At 64.3% G+C, this 17,514-nt stretch carries 19 protein-coding genes and 1 pseudogene; 16 read left to right on the top strand and 4 right to left on the bottom strand.

Annotation, left to right across the window (positions count from 1 at the left end; all coding sequences use genetic code 11):
- A pseudogene (locus tag MXC99_RS03895) lies at positions 1 to 371 on the top strand (nucleotidyl transferase AbiEii/AbiGii toxin family protein); the annotation flags it as partial.
- A gap of 202 nt (positions 372 to 573) precedes the next feature.
- The gene (locus MXC99_RS03890; RefSeq protein WP_247724254.1) at positions 574 to 903 is read left to right on the top strand and encodes a hypothetical protein; all 330 of its coding nucleotides are present in this window, start codon (positions 574 to 576) and stop codon (positions 901 to 903) included.
- A 231-nt stretch (positions 904 to 1,134) separates the two neighbouring features.
- Here MXC99_RS03890 and MXC99_RS03885 read toward each other — a convergent pair whose 3' ends face one another.
- The 4 genes from MXC99_RS03885 to MXC99_RS03870 form a co-directional block, all read right to left on the bottom strand.
- Positions 1,135 to 2,019 carry a LysR family transcriptional regulator gene (locus MXC99_RS03885; protein ID WP_226038649.1) on the bottom strand — a complete coding sequence of 295 codons (885 nt, stop codon included), beginning with the start codon at positions 2,017 to 2,019 and terminating at the stop codon, positions 1,135 to 1,137.
- Positions 2,020 to 2,295: 276 nt separating this feature from the next.
- Positions 2,296 to 3,042 (bottom strand): acetoacetyl-CoA reductase, encoded by a 747-nt coding sequence (gene phbB / locus MXC99_RS03880; protein WP_059401259.1) that lies wholly within the window; start codon positions 3,040 to 3,042, stop codon positions 2,296 to 2,298.
- 10 nt (positions 3,043 to 3,052) lie between these two features.
- Positions 3,053 to 3,496, bottom strand: a complete 444-nt coding sequence (locus MXC99_RS03875; protein ID WP_066921861.1) for a phasin family protein — start codon at positions 3,494 to 3,496, stop codon at positions 3,053 to 3,055.
- A gap of 108 nt (positions 3,497 to 3,604) precedes the next feature.
- On the bottom strand, positions 3,605 to 5,365 hold the full coding sequence (locus MXC99_RS03870; protein WP_247724253.1) for a PHA/PHB synthase family protein: 1,761 nt from the start codon (positions 5,363 to 5,365) through the stop codon (positions 3,605 to 3,607).
- A gap of 336 nt (positions 5,366 to 5,701) precedes the next feature.
- Here MXC99_RS03870 and MXC99_RS03865 point away from each other — a divergent pair, with 336 nt between their 5' ends.
- The 14 genes from MXC99_RS03865 to MXC99_RS03800 all read left to right on the top strand — a co-directional run bounded on the left by MXC99_RS03865 (position 5,702) and on the right by MXC99_RS03800 (position 17,460).
- On the top strand, positions 5,702 to 6,310 hold the full coding sequence (locus tag MXC99_RS03865; RefSeq protein ID WP_004255154.1) for a TetR/AcrR family transcriptional regulator: 609 nt from the start codon (positions 5,702 to 5,704) through the stop codon (positions 6,308 to 6,310).
- 187 nt (positions 6,311 to 6,497) lie between these two features.
- Complete coding sequence (locus MXC99_RS03860; protein ID WP_004255152.1) at positions 6,498 to 6,923, top strand: hypothetical protein; 426 nt, start codon at positions 6,498 to 6,500, stop codon at positions 6,921 to 6,923.
- Positions 6,924 to 6,950: 27 nt separating this feature from the next.
- Positions 6,951 to 7,991, top strand: coding sequence for a secretion protein HlyD (gene hlyD / locus MXC99_RS03855; protein WP_247724252.1), 1,041 nt, complete (start codon positions 6,951 to 6,953; stop codon positions 7,989 to 7,991).
- Between the two features lies 1 nt (position 7,992).
- On the top strand, positions 7,993 to 9,768 hold the full coding sequence (locus tag MXC99_RS03850; RefSeq protein ID WP_247724251.1) for an ATP-binding cassette domain-containing protein: 1,776 nt from the start codon (positions 7,993 to 7,995) through the stop codon (positions 9,766 to 9,768).
- Positions 9,765 to 10,934, top strand: coding sequence for an ABC transporter permease (locus tag MXC99_RS03845; protein ID WP_010792191.1), 1,170 nt, complete (start codon positions 9,765 to 9,767; stop codon positions 10,932 to 10,934). Before MXC99_RS03850 ends, MXC99_RS03845 begins: the two co-directional genes overlap by 4 nt.
- A 4-nt stretch (positions 10,935 to 10,938) precedes the next feature.
- Positions 10,939 to 12,057 (top strand): ABC transporter permease, encoded by a 1,119-nt coding sequence (locus MXC99_RS03840; RefSeq protein WP_247724250.1) that lies wholly within the window; start codon positions 10,939 to 10,941, stop codon positions 12,055 to 12,057.
- Entirely contained in the window at positions 12,054 to 13,592 is a 1,539-nt protein-coding gene (locus MXC99_RS03835; protein ID WP_247724249.1) for an efflux transporter outer membrane subunit, read from the top strand. Before MXC99_RS03840 ends, MXC99_RS03835 begins: the two co-directional genes overlap by 4 nt.
- A gap of 20 nt (positions 13,593 to 13,612) precedes the next feature.
- Complete coding sequence (locus tag MXC99_RS03830) at positions 13,613 to 13,822, top strand: YgaP family membrane protein (RefSeq protein ID WP_004255140.1); 210 nt, start codon at positions 13,613 to 13,615, stop codon at positions 13,820 to 13,822.
- 7 nt (positions 13,823 to 13,829) lie between these two features.
- A complete protein-coding gene (locus MXC99_RS03825) occupies positions 13,830 to 14,345 on the top strand; it encodes an ATP-binding cassette domain-containing protein (protein WP_004255139.1) in 516 nt (171 codons plus the stop codon).
- A 25-nt stretch (positions 14,346 to 14,370) separates the two neighbouring features.
- Positions 14,371 to 14,955 (top strand): hypothetical protein, encoded by a 585-nt coding sequence (locus MXC99_RS03820; protein ID WP_004255136.1) that lies wholly within the window; start codon positions 14,371 to 14,373, stop codon positions 14,953 to 14,955.
- 78 nt (positions 14,956 to 15,033) lie between these two features.
- Positions 15,034 to 15,423 carry a hypothetical protein gene (locus MXC99_RS03815; RefSeq protein ID WP_231570663.1) on the top strand — a complete coding sequence of 130 codons (390 nt, stop codon included), beginning with the start codon at positions 15,034 to 15,036 and terminating at the stop codon, positions 15,421 to 15,423.
- The gene (locus MXC99_RS03810) at positions 15,420 to 15,827 is read left to right on the top strand and encodes a hypothetical protein (protein WP_043743379.1); all 408 of its coding nucleotides are present in this window, start codon (positions 15,420 to 15,422) and stop codon (positions 15,825 to 15,827) included. Before MXC99_RS03815 ends, MXC99_RS03810 begins: the two co-directional genes overlap by 4 nt.
- Positions 15,824 to 16,267: an LOG family protein gene (locus tag MXC99_RS03805; protein ID WP_082047717.1), complete on the top strand. Its 444-nt coding sequence runs from the start codon at positions 15,824 to 15,826 to the stop codon at positions 16,265 to 16,267. The genes MXC99_RS03810 and MXC99_RS03805 overlap by 4 nt, the downstream gene beginning before the upstream one ends.
- Positions 16,264 to 17,460 carry a lipid A deacylase LpxR family protein gene (locus MXC99_RS03800; protein ID WP_043743378.1) on the top strand — a complete coding sequence of 399 codons (1,197 nt, stop codon included), beginning with the start codon at positions 16,264 to 16,266 and terminating at the stop codon, positions 17,458 to 17,460. The genes MXC99_RS03805 and MXC99_RS03800 overlap by 4 nt, the downstream gene beginning before the upstream one ends.
- Positions 17,461 to 17,514: the final 54 nt, after the last annotated feature.

Genomic DNA, 17,514 nt, shown 5'->3' with positions numbered 1-17,514 from the left:
TCGTGATCTATCTGGCGGGCCACAACCGGCCGCCCCACGAAGTGCTGTTCGGCAACGACAAGGACATCGCCGGCGAGTACGAGCGGGCCTTTGTCGGCATGACCGAAGTGGGCTGCTCCCTGGAGACACTGCTCGACGCTCGCGCCAGGCTGCGGCGCGAGCTGCCACAGCGACTGAGCACCGCGCACAAGCAGTTTCTGAGCGGGCTGGTGCGCGCAGAGCCGGACTGGTCGCTGATGCAATGCCAGCACGCCGCGCAACTGCCGGCGCTGCGCTGGAAGCTCGCCAATCTCGAAACCTTCCGCAAGCGCCGCCCCGACGACTTCGCAGCGCAAGCTGCCGCCCTCGACACCGGCTTGGGCCAGAGCTGACGAACGTCCTGCAGCGCCCCACTTGCCGGGATTGCCCCATGCCGCATTCACTGTGGCACCCGCACAGCACCGGCCCTATACCCAAAGGCTTCAGACAAAGGCCAAAGGGCTGGGAAGGGGCAAAGAAAGGGCGCCAAGGGGAAAGGTCCTATCCTGAAAAGGCCAAGGTACCCCTGAGCAGCCCATCATCCGATGGTTCGCCATGCTCTCGCTGTTCCAGCGCAAACGAGCACTACCCATCGCCGGCACACCGCCCACTTCCGCCATCGAAACTCCGAAAGGGTTGATGCGGCCGAAGTCACGTCGACCTCGCCTCTCCATCAACAATCCGGAATCAGCCGCGCCCGCAAAAATGGACTTGTTTGTGGACTTAAAAGTCCTGGCTGTAGGCGGATCGCAGTGGACCGCGGCAGAACGTCAAAGAGAGGAAAAGTCCTTGTGTGGCAACGACTTGCAGACTCTCTTGGACTTCTTCGGAGATCCGCAGAATGATGCGGTGGAGCGGGTGAAGGGAACAGCACCCGGTCGCTAACTCGTTTATTACGAACGTTTTTTCCGATCCAAGCGTCACGGAATGGACTCGATTGTGGACTCAAGTCTTCGGCCTGGTCAACGCAGGCCGTTGCGGGTGATCCAAAGCGAGCCAAGCACATCCATCAACAGCCAGAGCATCGGATTTCATACCGAAGTCTATCTGTCCACTGGCACATCACGCCACAGGCCGCTACGGACAGGTGAGCTGCGTCCTCAAAGGATTGACTCATCATCGACAGGCGCGGTCCCGCCCGCCTTTCGCCCGCTCGATGAACCGCTTCATGGGCTCCGAGGGTTCGCCCCGGCGGCGCAGCAGGTAGGTAGAGAGCACCGGTGGGCTGCCGGCCAAGGGACGAATGGAGATGTCCGGGCGCTGTAGCGTCTGCACCTGCGAGGCGATGGCGAAGCCGATGCCGTAGCCGGCACCGACCAGGGTCAGCATCACGCCCAGGCTGGTCACTTCATCGACCAGCTTGAGCGGCGTGCCTGCGTCCTGCAGCAGCGCTTGAATCTGATGGCGGCAGCCCGATCCCGATTCGGGATGGCACAGAACCAGCGGGAACTTCAGGGCTTCGGCCAGCGGCACCTGCACGTGTGCCAGCAAGGGGTGGCGTGCGGGCACGATCACCGACAGCGGATCGGTCCACACCGGCTCGGCGACGAGGCCATCATGTACCGCGTTTGACAACGCAAAGCCGATGTCCAGCAGATCGTCGTGCAGCGTCTTGAGCTGCTGCGCGAACGGCAGCTCGAAGACGCGAATCTCCATCTCGGGCTCCTCCTCGCGGCTGCGTGCCAGCAAGGTGGCGATGCGGGGCTGCGCCAGGCCGTCGCAGATCGCGATGCGCAGATGGCCCTGGTAGCCCTGTGCCGCCGCCTTGGCACTCTTGACTGCCTGCTCCACGGTGGCCATCACGCGTCGGCATTCGCCTAGGAACACCTGGCCGGCCCAGGTCAGCCGCGTCAGGCGGGTGCTGCGGTCGAACAACTGCACGCCAAGCTGGCTTTCCAGGTCGCGCATTGCTCGCGATACGGGAGATTGCTCGATCCCGAGACGCTCGGCCGCGCGGGCGAGATGCAGCTCTTCCGCGACTGCAACGAAATAGCGTAGCAATCTAGGCTCCAAGGCAGCCTCCCATCGGCCCTTTCCACCAGGTCTTGGTACGAGCCAGCCACCAAGCGATGGGGATGTCAATCAGGATCAGGGTGACGACGCCTGCTAAACGTGCGGTCAACCGGAGGGCTTGCAGATCACTATCCGTCAGCACGCAAACACCCTCGTGTCAATGCGCATGCTTCGTGTCCGAGCACCCGAGTGTGTAAAGGATGCTCTTCGGTGAACTACCCAAGCGAATGGTCCAGACTTTCATGCCGCAGGCCCCTCGACTACTCAATACATATGCTGGCCGCCGTTCATCGCCACGTTGCTGCCGGTCATAAAGGCGGCGGCTTCGCTGGCGATGAAGGCGACAAGTGCCGCAATCTCGTCCGGCTGGCCCAGACGGCCAACCGGAATCGCATCGATGATCTTCTGGCGCATGTCCTCCCGCACCGCCATCACCATCTCGGTGGCCAGATAACCCGGCGACACGGTGTTGACCGTCACACCCTTGCGCGCGACCTCCTGCGCCAGCGCCTTCGTGAACCCGTGCACGCCGGCTTTGGCCGCCGAATAATTGGTCTGCCCGAACTGGCCCTTGCTGCCGTTGATCGACGAGATGTTGACGATGCGACCCCAGCCGCGCTCGACCATCGGATCAATGAACGGCTTGGTGACGTTGAACATGGAGTCCAGGTTGGTGTGCAGTACGGCATCCCAACCGGCCTTGTCGAGCTTGCGCAGCGTTGCATCGCGGGTGATGCCGGCGTTGTTCACCAGGATGTCGATCCGATGACCGTCGGCGTGGATGCGCCGCGCCAGTTCCTGCGTTGATTCGTAGTCGGATACATCCACCCAGTAGGCAGCAAATGTGTAGCCCTGTGTCGCTTGCGCTTGCTGCCACTGGCCAATCGTGGTGTTGCCGGGGGTATGCGTGACGATCACGCGGTGGCCGGCATCGTGCAGGGCACGGGCGATCGCAGCGCCCAACCCCCGGTTGCCTCCCGTCACCAGCGCCGTCCGTTGCGTCGTATTCATTGCCGTCCCCTCATTTCTTGGTCTTGCCCTGGGGTACGGCGCTTGGGGCGGTCCAGGGCTGCGTCCAGCGCTGGCAAAGCTGCGTGAAAGAGGCTGCGTCGCCACTCGCGCCGAATGCCTCGGAGACAGACTCCTGCCAAGTCGTGAGCGCCTGGCGCAGTCCATTGGCAAAGGCCGTCTGGCTCTTGGCTGCTACTTGCCCGACCGCTTGGGCATCGCCCATGCGGCCTTGGCACAGACGCCAGAACACCTCGGACGGCAAGGTCGCGAGCGCTTGCCAGTCGGCCGCCTGTTGGAGGCCCTGGATGCGCGAGGTGGTCTCCAGCACGCCGCCAGCGCTGAGCTGTTGCATGACTTCGAGCCAGTGATGGCTGCTCTCCTGCAGCAAGCGCGTGATCTGCAGTTGCAGCTCGGCATTGGCTTTGTAGAGATGGATTGGCAGTTCGTTGCTCATTGCAGTGCCCTTCGGTCATGGTGGGCCCCCTTCGGGGCGGGTGTAGGCCATCCCTAGCGATGTCCCTGTTGAAATAGTCTTGTCTTGTCTCGGCTTCGGCGCGTCGTATCAGCGCATTGCCACATAGGTTCCCGGTGCATCACCAAGCGGGACCTGCGTGCCGCCCATGGCGGGCGGCGATACCCGCTCGGTCGAATGTCGTGCCAGCCACTGCTGCCAGGCTGGCCACCAGGAGCCCTCATTCAGAGGGGTTTCGGTACGCCACGTTTGCGGATCGACGTAGCGAGCGCCGACGCTGCGGGTCGCAATCTGGTAGCTGCGCCGGGGGTGCCCCGGCTCGCTGACCACGCCGGCGTTGTGCCCGCCGCTGGTCAGTACGAAGGTCAGCTCCGCATCACTGAGCAGATGCATCTTGTACACGGATGGCCAGGGGGCGACGTGGTCGCGCACCGTGCCGACGATGAGCATCGGCACTTCGATGTCGGCGATCGCCACCGGCCGTCCGCCGACCTGGTAGCGTCCCTCGGCCAGATCGTTGTTCAGATACAAACGCCGCAGGTACTCGCTGTGCATGCGATACGGCATGCGTGTCACGTCGGCATTCCAGGCCATCAGGTCATTGAACTCCTGCCGTTCGCCCAGCAGGTACTCGCGCACGCGGCGCGACCAGATCAGGTCGCGCGAGTTGAGCATCTGGAAAGAGGCGGCCATCTGCTTGCCGTCGAGATAGCCCTTGTCCCACATCCCGGCTTCCAGCCAGGCGAGTTGACTGTCGTCGATGAAAAGTGCAATTTCGCCCGACTCGCGGAAGTCGGTCTCCGACGCCAGCAGCGTCAAACTGTGCAGCCGTTCGTCGCCATCGCGCGCCATCGCGGCTGCGGCGATCGTCAGCAAGGTGCCGCCCAGGCAATAGCCAACCGCCTGCACCTTGCGCTCGGGCACGATGGCCGTGACCGCGTCCAGTGCATCCATGACCCCCAGCCACCGGTAATCCTCCAGGCCGAGGTCGCGATCGGCCGCGGTCGGGTTCTTCCATGAAAGGATGAACACCGTATGCCCCTGGTCGACCAGGTACTTCACCATCGAGTTGTGCGGTGACAGGTCGAGGATGTAGTACTTCATGATCCAGGAGGGCACGATCAGCACCGGCTCGGCATACACATCGGGGGTCGTGGGTGTGTACTGGATCAGCTCGATCAGGTGGTTGCGAAACACCACCTTTCCTGGCGTGACCGCCACGTCCTGGCCGACTTTGAAGCCTTCGACCCCGGCCGGTTCATCGTCAAGCGCAAGACGCTGTGCATCGTCGAGGAAGTTCATCGCGCCGCGCCACAGGTTGGCGCCGCCGCTGGTTCTGATGGCTTCCAACACTTCCGGGTTGGTCCAGATGAAATTCGATGGCGACCACATGTCCAGCCACTGCCGCCCGGCGAAAGTGACCATGTTCTCGTGATGGCGCGACACGCCGCGCACGCCGGTGGTGGCGTTGTGCCACCACTGCTGCTGCAGCAAAAAGCCCTGGTGGATCACGTTGAACGGCCATTGCTGCCAGGCCGGCGCCTCGAAGCGCCGATCCTGCTCCAATGGCTCGATGCACGTGGGGCAGCCGTGGGCACTTGCAGCGTGCGCGACGTAACGCGCCAAGCGTCGCTGCTTGTGCAATCCCTTTTCGATCAGGCTGCGCTGCTTGCCCGGTGAAAGGCTCAGGTGCAGCGCCCAGTCGTACCAAGCCAGCAAACCCGCCGCCGGTGACAACCCGCCAGTGCCGCGTGCCCGGCACGCGTTCGCAAGCGTATCCAGGACATCGGGGCGACAGACGACTTCGGACGGTGCCGGCGCGGGCTTGTCAGGTATGGCAAGGGTGTCCATCTTTGATCCTCCCATGTTGTAAGTAACTTATTACTATCATAATGCCTACGGGAAAAGATGCAAAGCCTTGCAGAACGCCTGGGGGAATTTCCGCCTTCGCTCGAACGAAATCGCTTCTTTTGTTCTCACTGGGGTGGCCGACCTGCCGACCGATTACTCATGATCCGCACGAGAAGTGGGTTCGCTTCCTGGGTCTCGTCAGCTCACTTGGCCACGACCCATGGATGGGGCGGGAACCATCCTTTCCCGTGCAGTGAACCGTATTCCCGACCTTGCGACGCGGATGTTTTGCATGTTAGGATAGTAATAAGTCACTTACTTTAAGGAGTCTGATCGGTGAGCGAACGTCCTCAACATCTGTCCGCTGAAGAGCGGCGTGCTGCCACAGTGCAAGCGGTGGTGGACTTGGCCGCGGAGCAAAACCCGGCCGAGATCACGACCACGGCCATCGCTGATCGAATGGGTTTGACGCAGGGCGCGCTGTTTCGCCACTTCCCAACCAAGGACGCGATCCTGGAGGCAACGATGACCTGGGTCGGTGAGCGTCTGCTGGTGCGCGTGGACAAGGCGGCCGAAGGCGCCGCGTCGCCTGCCGCGGCGCTCGAAGCCATGTTCATGACGCACATCGACTTCGTGGCAAAGCATCCCGGCGTGCCGCGCATGCTTTTCGGAGAACTGCAGCGCTCTGGCGAGACGCTCGCCAAGCGGATGGTGCAGACCTTGCTCCGTCAATACGAGCAGCGCCTGCGCCGCCTGATGGAAGCAGGCAAGGCGCAGGGCGACCTGGATGCGGATCTGGACGTAGATGCCGCCGCCGTGTTGTTCATCGGCACGATCCAGGGACTGGTCATGCAGTCGCTGTTGGCCGGCAAGGTCAGTCGCATCCGTCGTGATGCGCCAGCCGTGTTTGCCATCTATCTCCGTGGCATCACGCACACCCGATGAAACCCCTTCCATCTTGCCGCCACGCAGTTGCCCGGTCGGCCGAGAGGCACACCACGGTCATGCGATCGCGTTGCGTCTCCAGCGCGAATCCGCGTCATTCAACACTCAGCCCGACCGCCCGGCGGAACGCACACGCACGCCGCGACGACGGCGAAGGCCTGGGAGTTTCCCCAATCAACTAAAGGCCATGAAGATGACCACTCATCCACGACGCAGCCTCTGGAACTGGCTGATCTCCCTGCTCGCGATCGGCTTCGGCCTGCTCACTCTTCGGGAGGGCGGCGCCGTTCTGTTTGTCGACGGCGCGGCGCGCCAAGCCGCCGGCCACTATGTGCCTTTCGTGCTCTGGTTCAATTTTCTGGCCGGGTTCGCCTACATCGTCGCCGGCGTCGGCTTGTGGATGCGCCGGCGCTGGGCCGCGTGGTTGGCGATTGTCATCACGGTGGCGACCGCACTCGTGTTCCTGGCTTTCGGAGTGCATGTGGCTCTGGGTGGCGCCTGGGAGCGGCGCACGGTGGTCGCCATGACGCTGCGCACGTTGGTGTGGGCTGGCATATCGGCCATAGCCTGGCGCCGGTCAGCGGCGAATGCGCCGGTTGCACGCGAGCACTGAGCACCTTTATCCAGCGGAAACCCATCGATGACAACTCCAAACCTCCTCTCCAGAAAAACCCGTTGGGTCGTGATCGCCGTCGTCTTGCTCGCTCTTGGCGGCGCACTGGCGTTCTGGCTGTCGCGCGACCATGGACAACAAGATGCATTGCGCCTCTACGGCAACGTCGATATCCGCGAGGTGCAACTGGCCTTCCGTCAGCCCGGGCGCGTGATGCAAATGGCTTTCGACGAGGGCGATGCCGTCAGCGTGGGCGCGCGCCTGGCGGCGCTTGACGCGCAACCCTATCGGGAAGCCCTTGCGGCAGCGCAGGCCCAGGTGCAGGTGGCGCAGGCGGAACTGGCCAAGCTGCGCCGCGGCCTGCGACCGCAGGAAATCACCCAGGCGCGCGAAGCCCTCAGGCAGGCCCAGGCGCTCGCCACCGAGACCGAGCGCAATTTCCAGCGCCAGAGTGGCCTGCTGGCATCGGGCGCCAGCAGCCAGCGCACGGTCGATGCAGCCCGCACGGCGCGCGACCAGGCAGCCGCTGGCGTCGAAGCGGCCAAGGCGGCCCTGTCGCAAGCATCCGAAGGTTTTCGCAAGGAAGACATCGCCGCGGCAGAAGCTCGCCTTGCGGCCGCACAGGCTGCCGCAGCGCAAGCCACGACAGCCTTGGCGGACACCGAGTTGATGGCGCCCAGTAGCGGCACCGTCATCGCACGAGTGCGGGAGCCCGGCAGCATGGTCACAAGCCAGAGCGCGGTCTACAGCCTGAGCCTGGACAAGCCGGTTTACGTGCGCGCCTACGTGGGCGAGTCGGACTTGGGGCGCATCGCGCCCGGTACTGTGGTGCGCGTCAAAAGCGATTCATCAGAGAAGGTCTATCGCGGCCAGATCGGCTTCATCTCGCCGCGCGCCGAGTTCACCCCCAAGACGGTGGAGACGACGGATTTGCGCACGGATCTGGTCTACCGCCTGCGCATCGTCATCGACGAAGCCGACAGCGACAGTGCCTTGCGCCAGGGCATGCCGGTGACGATCGAGGTCGATGCGAAAGCCGGCACCCGTATCCCGGCGGGGGAGCGTTGAAATGCAGGCAAGCCGTGCCATCGCCGCCGTGCCTGCTGGTGCGGGCGAAGACGCTGCCGTCGTCATCGAGGGCGTGGACAAGCATTTCGGCGACATAAAGGCGCTGCGGGGCTTGAGCGCGCGCATCCACTATGGGCGGCTGACCGGTCTGGTCGGCCCCGACGGCGCCGGCAAGACGACGCTGATGCGGATTCTGACCGGCCTCCTGGTGCCGAACGCCGGCCACGTCACCTTGGCAGGCTATGACGTGGTCAAGGACAACGACGCCATTCACGTCGCCAGCGGCTACATGCCGCAACGCTTTGGACTGTACGAAGACCTGTCGGTGATGGAGAACATGCGCCTGTATGCGCAGTTGCGCGGCATGGATGCGGACCGCAACGCCGATCTGTTTGCCGAGCTGCTGGACTTCACGCGGCTCGGACCCTTCACCAAACGCCTGGCCGGCAAGCTCTCCGGCGGCATGAAGCAGAAGCTGGGCCTTGCCTGTGCGCTCATGGCGCGGCCGAAGGTGCTGCTGCTGGACGAGCCGGGCGTGGGTGTCGACCCGGTCAGCCGCCAGGACTTGTGGCGCATGGTGCAGGCGCTGACCGATGAAGGCATGGCCGTGGTCTGGTCCACCGCCTATCTCGACGAAGCCGAGCGCTGCGAGAGCGTGCTGCTGCTGAACCAAGGGCAGCTCCTGTTCGATGGCCCGCCGCAGGAGCTGACCGCACAGCTCGAAGGCCGCAGTTTCCGTCTGGAAGACGTCGGTGCCGAGCGCCGAGCGGTCCTGACCCAGGCACTCGACCTGCCCAGCGTGAGCGATGGCGTGATCCAGGGCGCCGGCGTGCGCGTGGTGTTGCGCGAGGGCGCTCAAGCGGAGCAGCTCCAGGCCCTGTCCGATCAGGCGCGAGTGGAGCTGGCGCAGGTGCCCGCGCGCTTCGAAGACGCCTTCATCGATCTGCTCGGTGGCGGCCCCGGCGGCACTTCGACGCTGGCCGAGCGTCTGCCGCCGGTTGAGCTGGGTTCCGACATTGCCGTCGTGTCGTGCCGAAACCTCACCAAGCGCTTCGGCGAGTTCACCGCCACCGACAACGTCAGCTTCGAGGTGCAAAAGGGCGAAATCTTCGGCCTGCTCGGCCCTAACGGCGCCGGCAAGTCCACCACCTTCAAGATGTTGTGCGGCCTGTTGAAACCAACTGCTGGCGAAGCGCATGTGGTGGGCCATGATCTGCGCCGCGCCACCGGCGCAGCCAAGAGCCGGCTCGGCTACATGGCGCAGAAGTTTTCGCTCTACGGCCTGCTCTCGGTGCAGCAGAACCTGGAATTCTCGGCCGGCGTCTACGGACTGGAAGGCAACACCCGGCGCGAGCGCATTGCCGAGATGATCGAAACCTTCGATCTGGGCGACTGGCTGTCCGCCACGCCCGATTCCCTGCCGCTGGGCCACAAGCAGCGCCTGGCATTGGCTTGTTCGCTGATGCACCGGCCGCCCGTGCTGTTTCTGGATGAACCCACTTCGGGCGTGGACCCGATCACCCGGCGCGAATTCTGGACCCACATCAACGGACTGGCCCGCAAGGGCGTGACCATCATGGTCACCACCCACTTCATGGACGAGGCCGAATACTGCGACCGCGTGGCCATGCTCTCGCGTGCGCAACTGATTGCGCTGGATACGCCCGACGCGCTCAAACGTTCGGCGGTCAGCCCCGAACGACCCGACCCGACGATGGAGGACGCCTTCATTCACCTGGTGGAGTCGGCGGACCGCGAGCTGGAGGCCGCCACATGAACGGCACCACAAAGCACAAGGACGGGAATGGACCACAGCAGACCGACCTGCGCCATTTTGATCTGCGGCGCTTGATCGCCCTGGTCACCAAGGAAAGCTACCAGGCGCTGCGCGACCCCTCGACGCTGCTGATCGCGTTCGTGCTGCCGGTGGTGTTGCTGCTGCTGTTCGCCTATGCGGTGTCGCTGGATGCGAAGGATGTCCGCGTCGGCGTGGTGCTGGAGTCGCCCGGCGCTGCAGCGCAGGAGCTTGCGGCGGCCTTTGCCGGCACAAAGTTCCTGGATGCCCACTTCGCCCATGACCGGCGCGAAGTGGCCGACCAGCTGGTCTCAGGCGACCTGCGCGGCTACGTGGTGATCCCGCAGGATTTCGAGCAGCGGCTGGCCCAGCGTGGCAGCGAGCCGCTGGTGCAGATCGTCACCGACGGCTCCTACCCCAATACCGCCAACTACGTCGAGAACTACGCCCGCGGCGTGGTCCAGTCCTGGCGTGCCGGACTGGACGTCGGAGCACCAGCGCAGGCCGTCATGCTGGAACCGCGCTACTGGTTCAACCCCGAGCTGGAAAGCCGCCGCGCACTGATTCCCGGTGCCATCGCCATCGTCATGACCATCATCGGCACCATGCTGACTGCACTGGTGGTGGCGCGTGAATGGGAGCGCGGCACCATGGAGGCGGTGCTGTCCACGCCGGCCTCGGTGGCCGAAATCCTGATCGGCAAGCTGCTGCCGTACTTCGTGCTCGGCATGCTGTCCACGCTGGGTGCGGCGGCGCTGGCGGTGTTCGTGTTCGGGGTCCCGATGCGGGGCTCGCTGGCGGCGCTGCTGCTGCTGTCGGCGGTGTTCATGGTGCCGGCGCTGGGTCAGGGTCTGCTGATTTCCTCCTTGGCACGCAACCAGTTCCTGGCAGCGCAGATTGCGCTGTTCACGGGCTTCCTGCCGGCCTTCATGTTGTCGGGCTTTCTGTACGAGATCGACGCCATGCCGGCACCGATCCGCGCCATCACCTTGGTGGTTCCGGCGCGCTACTTCGTCGATTCGCTGAAGACGGTGTTCCTGGCCGGCGACATCTGGGCCGTGTTCCTGCCCAACCTGGCGGCCATGGCGGCGATCGGGGGGCTGTTCTTCGTGATCGCCAAGCGCGCCACGCGCAAGAACCTGGAGTGACGCGATGTTGACTTCCGCATTCTCGTTCACCCGCCTGCGCGCCCAGTTCATCAAGGAAGTGCTCAGCGTCCTGCGCGACCCGCGCAGCCGCATGGTGGTGTTCGTGCCGCCGATCCTGCAGTTGCTGGTGTTCGCCTTTGCCGCGACGCTGGAAGTGCGCAACGTCGATATCGCCGTCTACGATCAGGATGCGGGGCGCTGGTCGCACGAGTTGGTACAGCGCCTGGACAGCGCCCGCTTCATCACCCACGTCCGGCATGTCGACAGCCAACAGCAGCTCCACGAGCTGATCGACCGTGGCGAGGTGATCGCCGCGCTCGCCATCCCGGTGGATTTCTCGCGCTCCATCGCCGCCGGCGAAAGTGGCCGCGCGCAGGTACTGGTCGATGGCCGGCGCAGCAACTCCGGGCAGATCACCGTGGCCTATCTGTCCACCATCGCCGCCGATGTCGGCGCCGAGGTCGTGCCCGACGCCCAGGCACCAACGCCCGTGGTCGTGCGCCACTGGTTCAACCCGAATCTGGTCTACCGCTGGTTCATCGTGCCCGGCCTGACGGGCATCCTGGCGCTGTTCAGCGCGCTGCTCATCACCTCGCTGTCGATTGCGCGCGAACGTGAACTCGGAACCTTCGACCAGTTGCTGGTGTCGCCCACCTCGACGCCAGAGATCATCATTTCCAAATCACTGCCGGCACTCGCAATTGGCACTGCGCTGGGCCTGTTCATGATCAGCGCGGGCGTCTTCCTGTTCGGCATCCCGTTTACGGGCTCGTTTGCGCTCCTGCTCGCCAGTCTGGTGCTGTTCATCCTGTCGGTGGTCGGCATCGGTCTGATGATTTCCGCGGTCAGCATGACGCAGCAGCAGGCCATCCTGGGGGCGTTCGCCGTCGGCGTGCCGGCGGTGCTGATGTCCGGCTTTGCGACGCCTGTGGAAAACATGCCTGTCGTCCTGCAATGGCTGGCTCAGGCCATTCCACTGACCCATTTCCTCATCATCGTCGAAGGCAGCTTTCTCAAGGCCATGCCGCCCGGTGACATTCTCGCCAGCCTGTGGCCGCTGGCGGTCATCGCCCTGGCCACGCTGACGATGGCCACCGTATTCGTCCGAGGACGCCTGCAATGAAATCCAAGCCCCGCACTCCCTTTCTTCGCGCAACCGTCACCGGCCTGACCCCTGGGCGCGCGCGTCCGCTCGCGCTGGCCCTGTCCTGCGTGCTGCTGACTGCCTGCGCAAGCGTGGGCCCCGACTACCGCGAGCCGCCGCCGGTCGACGTCGGCAGCGGCTGGAGCTTGCCGTTGGCAAGCGAATCCCAGTCCGCAGACTTGAGCCAATGGTGGTCTGCACTGGACGATCCCATCCTCGATCGCCTGATGGCCACGGCGCTGGCACAGAACCTGGATCTGCGCCAGGCTGCGGCACGCATCGATGAGGCACGCGCCCTGCGCGATCGTGTGGCCGGCGAGGCATTGCCCACCGCCGCCGCTGGCGCGAGCGTCAACCGGCGCCGTCAAAGCGAGAACGGACCCCTGCCCGTAGGCTCGATCCCCGGCCTTGACGCCACGCAGACCATCTACGACGCGGGCTTCGACGCGGCCTGGGAGGCTGACTTGTTCGGGGCCAAGCGGCGCGCGCTGGAAGGCGCCAGCGCCCGCCTGCAGGCGACCGAAGCCGAGGCACAGGGCGTACGCATGCGCGTCGTGGCCGAGGTCGCGCGCACCTGGTTCACCGCCGTCGGCGCCCGCTACGAGTTGCACGCACAACAGGCCACACTGGATACGCTGCAGCAGACCTTGGAATTGGTGCGCCTGCGGCATGCGCTGGGCGACGCGTCGGCCGCCGACGTGGACGCGGCGTACGCCCAATGGACAGCAGTCAACGCGCTCATCCCGGATATCCAGGCGCGACAGCGCGCCGCGATACTCAGCCTGGGCGTGCTGCTGGGCGCGCCGCCGGAGCGGGAGCTGGCACTACTGGATGGCCCCTTGACGCCGAGCACGCTGCGGGCGCTGCCGGTGGGCGAGCGCGCAGAGATGCTGCGCCGGCGCCCGGACGTGCTGGCTGCGGAACGTCGCCTGGCAGCGAGTTCCGCCGACATCGGCGTGGCCACGGCCGAGTTGTTCCCCAAACTCTCCATCGGTGTCGGCGGCGGGTTTCAGGCTCTCAGTACGGGCGATTGGTTCGATGCATCCAGCTCGCGTTTTTCCATCCTGCCGCTGATTTCCTGGCGCCTGTTCGACGGTGGCCGTGTGCGAGCCGAAATTCGGGCACGCGAGGCGGCCGAGCGGCAGGCCGCGCTGGCCTATGAGCAGGCCGTGCTGACGGCGCTGGGCGACGCCGAGCGCGCGCTGGGCGACTACCACGGCGGGCTGGACACACTGGAACGCCGCGGCATGGCACTGGATGCCGCGCGCACAACCTACGGCCACACCAGGACGCGCTACGCGGCGGGCGACATCGCGCTGGTCGAACTGCTGGCTGCCCAGCGCAGCCTGCATGAGGCCGAAACCGCAGCCGCGCGGGCACATACCAACGCCGCCGTGCAATTGGTGGCGCTGTACAAGGCCCTTGGCGGTGGCTGGGACGTATCCACGACGGCATCGACCGCAACCCATCCGCTGCGGGGCGCTGCCGCCCCCGTCGCGTTTTCAAGCCGCTGACTCAACACAAGGAGACCGTCATGCAAATCAACGTTGGACGGCTCGACCGCATTGTGCGCGTCGTCATCGGACTGGTTCTCCTCAGTCTTCCATTGTGGCTGGACTCATCCTGGCGTTGGCTGGGACTCATTGGATTCATGCCTCTCATCACAGGGCTGGCTGGCCGCTGCCCAGGCTACCGCCTGTTCGGCCTGAGCACCTGCCCGATGCAAGAGAAGAAGCCGGAGTGAACATCCCATGAAGCTGAGTTTTCTGGGTGCGGCACGCGAAGTCACGGGCTCGTGTTTTCTGGTGGAAGCTGCCAACGCCCGCCTCCTGGTGGAATGCGGCATGGTGCAAGGCGGGCGAGAGGCACCGACGCGTAACCGCAAGCCATTCGAGTTCGATCCGGCATCCGTCGCGAATGGGGAGTCGCGCGCGAAGGCGCTGGAACTGCTTACGGCGCTCGATGTGCAACACCGGGCTCGCGCCATGCCCTCGCAACTCTCCGGTGGCGAGCAGCAACGGGTCGCCATCGCATGCGGATTGGTCAATCGCCCGCCGGTGATCCTGGCCGATGAGCGCACCGCGCCTCTCGACAGCGAGCGCGCCATGGCTGTGATCCGCATCCTCAATGACATGGCCCGGAAGTTCGAGACCGCCATCATCGTCGTCACCCATGACGAAAAGATCATCCCCACATTCAAGCGCATCTACCACATCCGCGATGGCGTGACCCATGGAGACGCCGGTGAAGGGCGGGGGTTTGAATGACCTTGCAAATAAGGGAGGAGGCACCATGACGGACGACAGCATGAATCGTTTCGAGCAGGAGCATCTCAAGCGGTGGTGGGAAACCACGCGCCACTACCTGTTCGCGGATATGAAAAGTCTGCTTGGAACCGCCGCCGCGGCCGAGGATCGATGGTCGCCTCCGCAGACGGACAGCCGCGGTGGCCGAAAAAGGTTTATTGCCAGAGTGAGAGGCCGGCTCTTGCGCTCAGTCAAGAGCGAGAGGAAAGACGACCCGCTGCGGGAACTGGAGAGCGTATTCCAGCAGCAGATCGCGTTCATCGCCAGGCACCCCGGCGTTCCCCGGCGACTGTTGTCGTGGTTGGCACAGGATGGCGACCCCAGCCTTCAGCGGCGCATCCGGATGCTCATCGCTAACTACGCCACCCGCCTAGCCCGAATCATCGCCCGCGCCAAACAGCAGGGCCTGGTCAGGGCCGACGTGCAACCAAGTGCTGAGGCAATTTCGCTTGTCAGTGTCATCCAGGAACTGGTGCTCCGGACCCCTACCGCGCCGCAGTGGAGGGGGTGGTTCTTGCGGGAGGCCGTCGAGGCCTTCGCCCTATACCGGGCGGGACTGGCTGTCTCTTAGGGGCTGAAGGCAAAAGCGAGTCATGGAGTAATGACTATGCGAGGACCCATGCAGCAGCGCGGATTTCTCATCCGGGCCATGTCCCTGATCGCGGTCGGGTTCGGTCTGCTGACCATCAAGGAAGGCGGCGCGATCCTGTTCGGTGGAGAAGCGGCGCAAGCCTCTGCCGGGAACTTCGTGCCGTTCGTGCTCTGGTTCAACTTTCTGGCCGGCTTCGCCTACGTCATCGCTGGCGCTGGACTGTGGCTGCGGCATCGCTGGGCGGTGTGGCTGGCCGTCGTCATCGCCGCAGCGACTGCATTTGCCCTTGCGGCATTCGGCGCGCACGGCTATGCCGGCGGGGCCTATGAAATGCGCACGGTCATCGCGATGAGCTTCCGAACGCTGGTGTGGGTGGCGATCGCAGCCATTTCCTGGCACGGCCTGTCGCGCGGGCAACCCGCCATATCGGCGAGAGATATGAAATGAACCTGAAGAAGCATCTCGCCACCGTGCTGTGGCTCGGTTTGGCATTGGTCGCCAGCGCCATGGCCGCGCCGCCTTCCCCAGCGCAAGATCATGACGGCGGTGTCGTCATGAGCTTCGTCACGGGGGAGGCACAGGAGGATGGAAATGTATCCGCGGCTCCGGCGATCAGTGACGCGGAATCGCAATGCGGGTCGGCTGGTGCGGCTCACTGGGCGCTGTATCAGCGTCTTAGAGATCGGAGTGTGCCTGCATCGCCGCCCAAGCCGGATTTTTCCGGCGCCGGGCTCCTCAACACCAAGGCTAGCGACGATCTGCAGGAAAAGGCCAAGGAGGTCGCGCAGGCATCAATACAGGCCAGGGGCGGAGGGCGCGGGATGGGCGACGGCCCCGTAGGAAAACCGTGAAGAGCCAAGCAGCCAACCACGGTGCTTTCGAGGTTGGCGCACGTTCGATTGGCCTCAACATCACGCTGCCCCACGAACAGGCACCCAACCCCTACATGTGCCCGGATTTGGCGTTCCGATGCCACTGTTTTGCGCTGCGCAAGATGCACTTCTTGTTGCACGCCAAGGGCTTGGTGGCCTTCCCCGGTGGCTATGGAACGCTCGATGAGCTGTTCGAGGTGCTCGCCTTGATCCAGACCGGAAAGATGCAGCGTATTCCGGTGGTGCTGGTCGGCCGTGCATTTTGGCGTCGCGTAGTTGATTTCGACCTTCTGCTCGACGAAGGCTATGTCTCTCCATCCGATCTCGACTTGTTCACCTGCGTAGACGAAGCAGAGGAAATCGTCAGTGCCCTCGAACGCTTTTACGTCACCAGCGCAGCAGGCGATGGGGCAACATGATTGGCATCGACGGGTATCGCTGGAGCCTGCGCTACACCAAGGTGCAGGCGATGCAGTGCGTCACCTTGTTGATTACGGGTGCATTGTTCAGCCCGATTTCCGCTTTCGGTTCCGAAGTCTCGCTCTCTACAAATACTTCCTCCTGCTCGCCAGAGCAATCCCTGCGCTGGCGGGGCGGCACCCTGCGTCTGGAGAACGACTTGTTCACCGGCTCCGATCGCAACTACACCAACGGTGTCGCGCTAACAGCAGTCTCACGCGATCTGCAAGGCGGGCTCCGTCCGGAGTGCCTGCCCCAGCCGATCGGTTTGTACGCTCGCTTCATCGGCTGGGCCGATCCCGGCTTCTGGGACGATGCCGGCGCCCACTCGTCATCGCAAAACCTCGTTGTGCGCTTTGGCCAAGCCATGTACACGCCCGAGAACAAGACGCGCACCGATGTGATTCCAGATGACCGACCGTACGCTGGTTTGCTCTACCTGGGTTTGGCTTGGAATCGCCGCATCCATCCGCAAGCCGCCAGTTACGAAATGCTTGACGTGCGTGAGTTGACCCTGGGCGTGATCGGCCCCTGGTCGCTGGCCGAACAGTCTCAGGACCTTGTGCACCGGGTACGCGGCATTGAGCGCTTTCGCGGCTGGGACAACCAGTTGCGCAACGAGCCGGCGTTTCAGATGGCCATGGAGCGCAAGTTCAAGCCGTACACGGAGGGTGCGGTCCGCCCTGGATGGGGCAGCGACGTGATCGGCAGCTATGCCCTGCGGGTCGGAAACATCGAAACCGCCGCCAGTACCGGCGTGGAGTTTCGCGCGGGCTGGAACATACCGAACGACTTCGGCAGCTATCCGATTCGCCCTGGCGCGGAGAACCGCCCGCCCTCTGGTGTTGCCGATCTGCGCACGACAACGCCGCAATCGGTCCTGGCGCCCAAACCTGGGGCACATGTCTTCCTGAACCTGGAGGGTAGAGCCGTCGCCTGGGACTTCTCACTCGACGGAAACATGTTCCGGCATAGCCATCATGTCAGCCGGCGGCCTTGGGTCGTGCAAGCAGCTCTCGGCATCAGCAGCCAATGGATCGTTGCTGGACGTGGCGTGCGGCTTGCCGTGATGCGCGTTTGGAGAACCCGCGAGTTCGACCAGCAGGCGGGCCATCATGCATTCGGATCGATCGCGCTGAGTCTGGAATTTTGAGGACACCTGCAACCATTCGTTAGACCCAAAGCATTCGTCACAACATCAATGGAG

It is taken from the genome of Thauera aromatica (assembly GCF_023093595.1).
In the GTDB taxonomy this organism is placed as follows: Bacteria; Pseudomonadota; Gammaproteobacteria; order Burkholderiales; family Rhodocyclaceae; genus Thauera; species Thauera aromatica_A.
This window is presented reverse-complemented; position numbering and strand designations above follow the sequence as displayed.

Coding starts and splice junctions, on each gene's coding strand:
- MXC99_RS03830 (WP_004255140.1), top strand. CDS start 13,613: ATGCAAATCAACGTTGGACGGCTCGACCGCATTGTGCGCGTCGTCATC.
- hlyD (WP_247724252.1), top strand. CDS start 6,951: ATGACAACTCCAAACCTCCTCTCCAGAAAAACCCGTTGGGTCGTGATC.
- phbB (WP_059401259.1), bottom strand. CDS start 3,042: ATGAATACGACGCAACGGACGGCGCTGGTGACGGGAGGCAACCGGGGG.
- MXC99_RS03840 (WP_247724250.1), top strand. CDS start 10,939: ATGTTGACTTCCGCATTCTCGTTCACCCGCCTGCGCGCCCAGTTCATC.
- MXC99_RS03815 (WP_231570663.1), top strand. CDS start 15,034: ATGTCCCTGATCGCGGTCGGGTTCGGTCTGCTGACCATCAAGGAAGGC.
- MXC99_RS03825 (WP_004255139.1), top strand. CDS start 13,830: ATGAAGCTGAGTTTTCTGGGTGCGGCACGCGAAGTCACGGGCTCGTGT.
- MXC99_RS03835 (WP_247724249.1), top strand. CDS start 12,054: ATGAAATCCAAGCCCCGCACTCCCTTTCTTCGCGCAACCGTCACCGGC.
- MXC99_RS03820 (WP_004255136.1), top strand. CDS start 14,371: ATGACGGACGACAGCATGAATCGTTTCGAGCAGGAGCATCTCAAGCGG.
- MXC99_RS03810 (WP_043743379.1), top strand. CDS start 15,420: ATGAACCTGAAGAAGCATCTCGCCACCGTGCTGTGGCTCGGTTTGGCA.
- MXC99_RS03850 (WP_247724251.1), top strand. CDS start 7,993: ATGCAGGCAAGCCGTGCCATCGCCGCCGTGCCTGCTGGTGCGGGCGAA.
- MXC99_RS03845 (WP_010792191.1), top strand. CDS start 9,765: ATGAACGGCACCACAAAGCACAAGGACGGGAATGGACCACAGCAGACC.
- MXC99_RS03870 (WP_247724253.1), bottom strand. CDS start 5,365: ATGGACACCCTTGCCATACCTGACAAGCCCGCGCCGGCACCGTCCGAA.
- MXC99_RS03875 (WP_066921861.1), bottom strand. CDS start 3,496: ATGAGCAACGAACTGCCAATCCATCTCTACAAAGCCAATGCCGAGCTG.
- MXC99_RS03860 (WP_004255152.1), top strand. CDS start 6,498: ATGAAGATGACCACTCATCCACGACGCAGCCTCTGGAACTGGCTGATC.
- MXC99_RS03890 (WP_247724254.1), top strand. CDS start 574: ATGCTCTCGCTGTTCCAGCGCAAACGAGCACTACCCATCGCCGGCACA.
- MXC99_RS03800 (WP_043743378.1), top strand. CDS start 16,264: ATGATTGGCATCGACGGGTATCGCTGGAGCCTGCGCTACACCAAGGTG.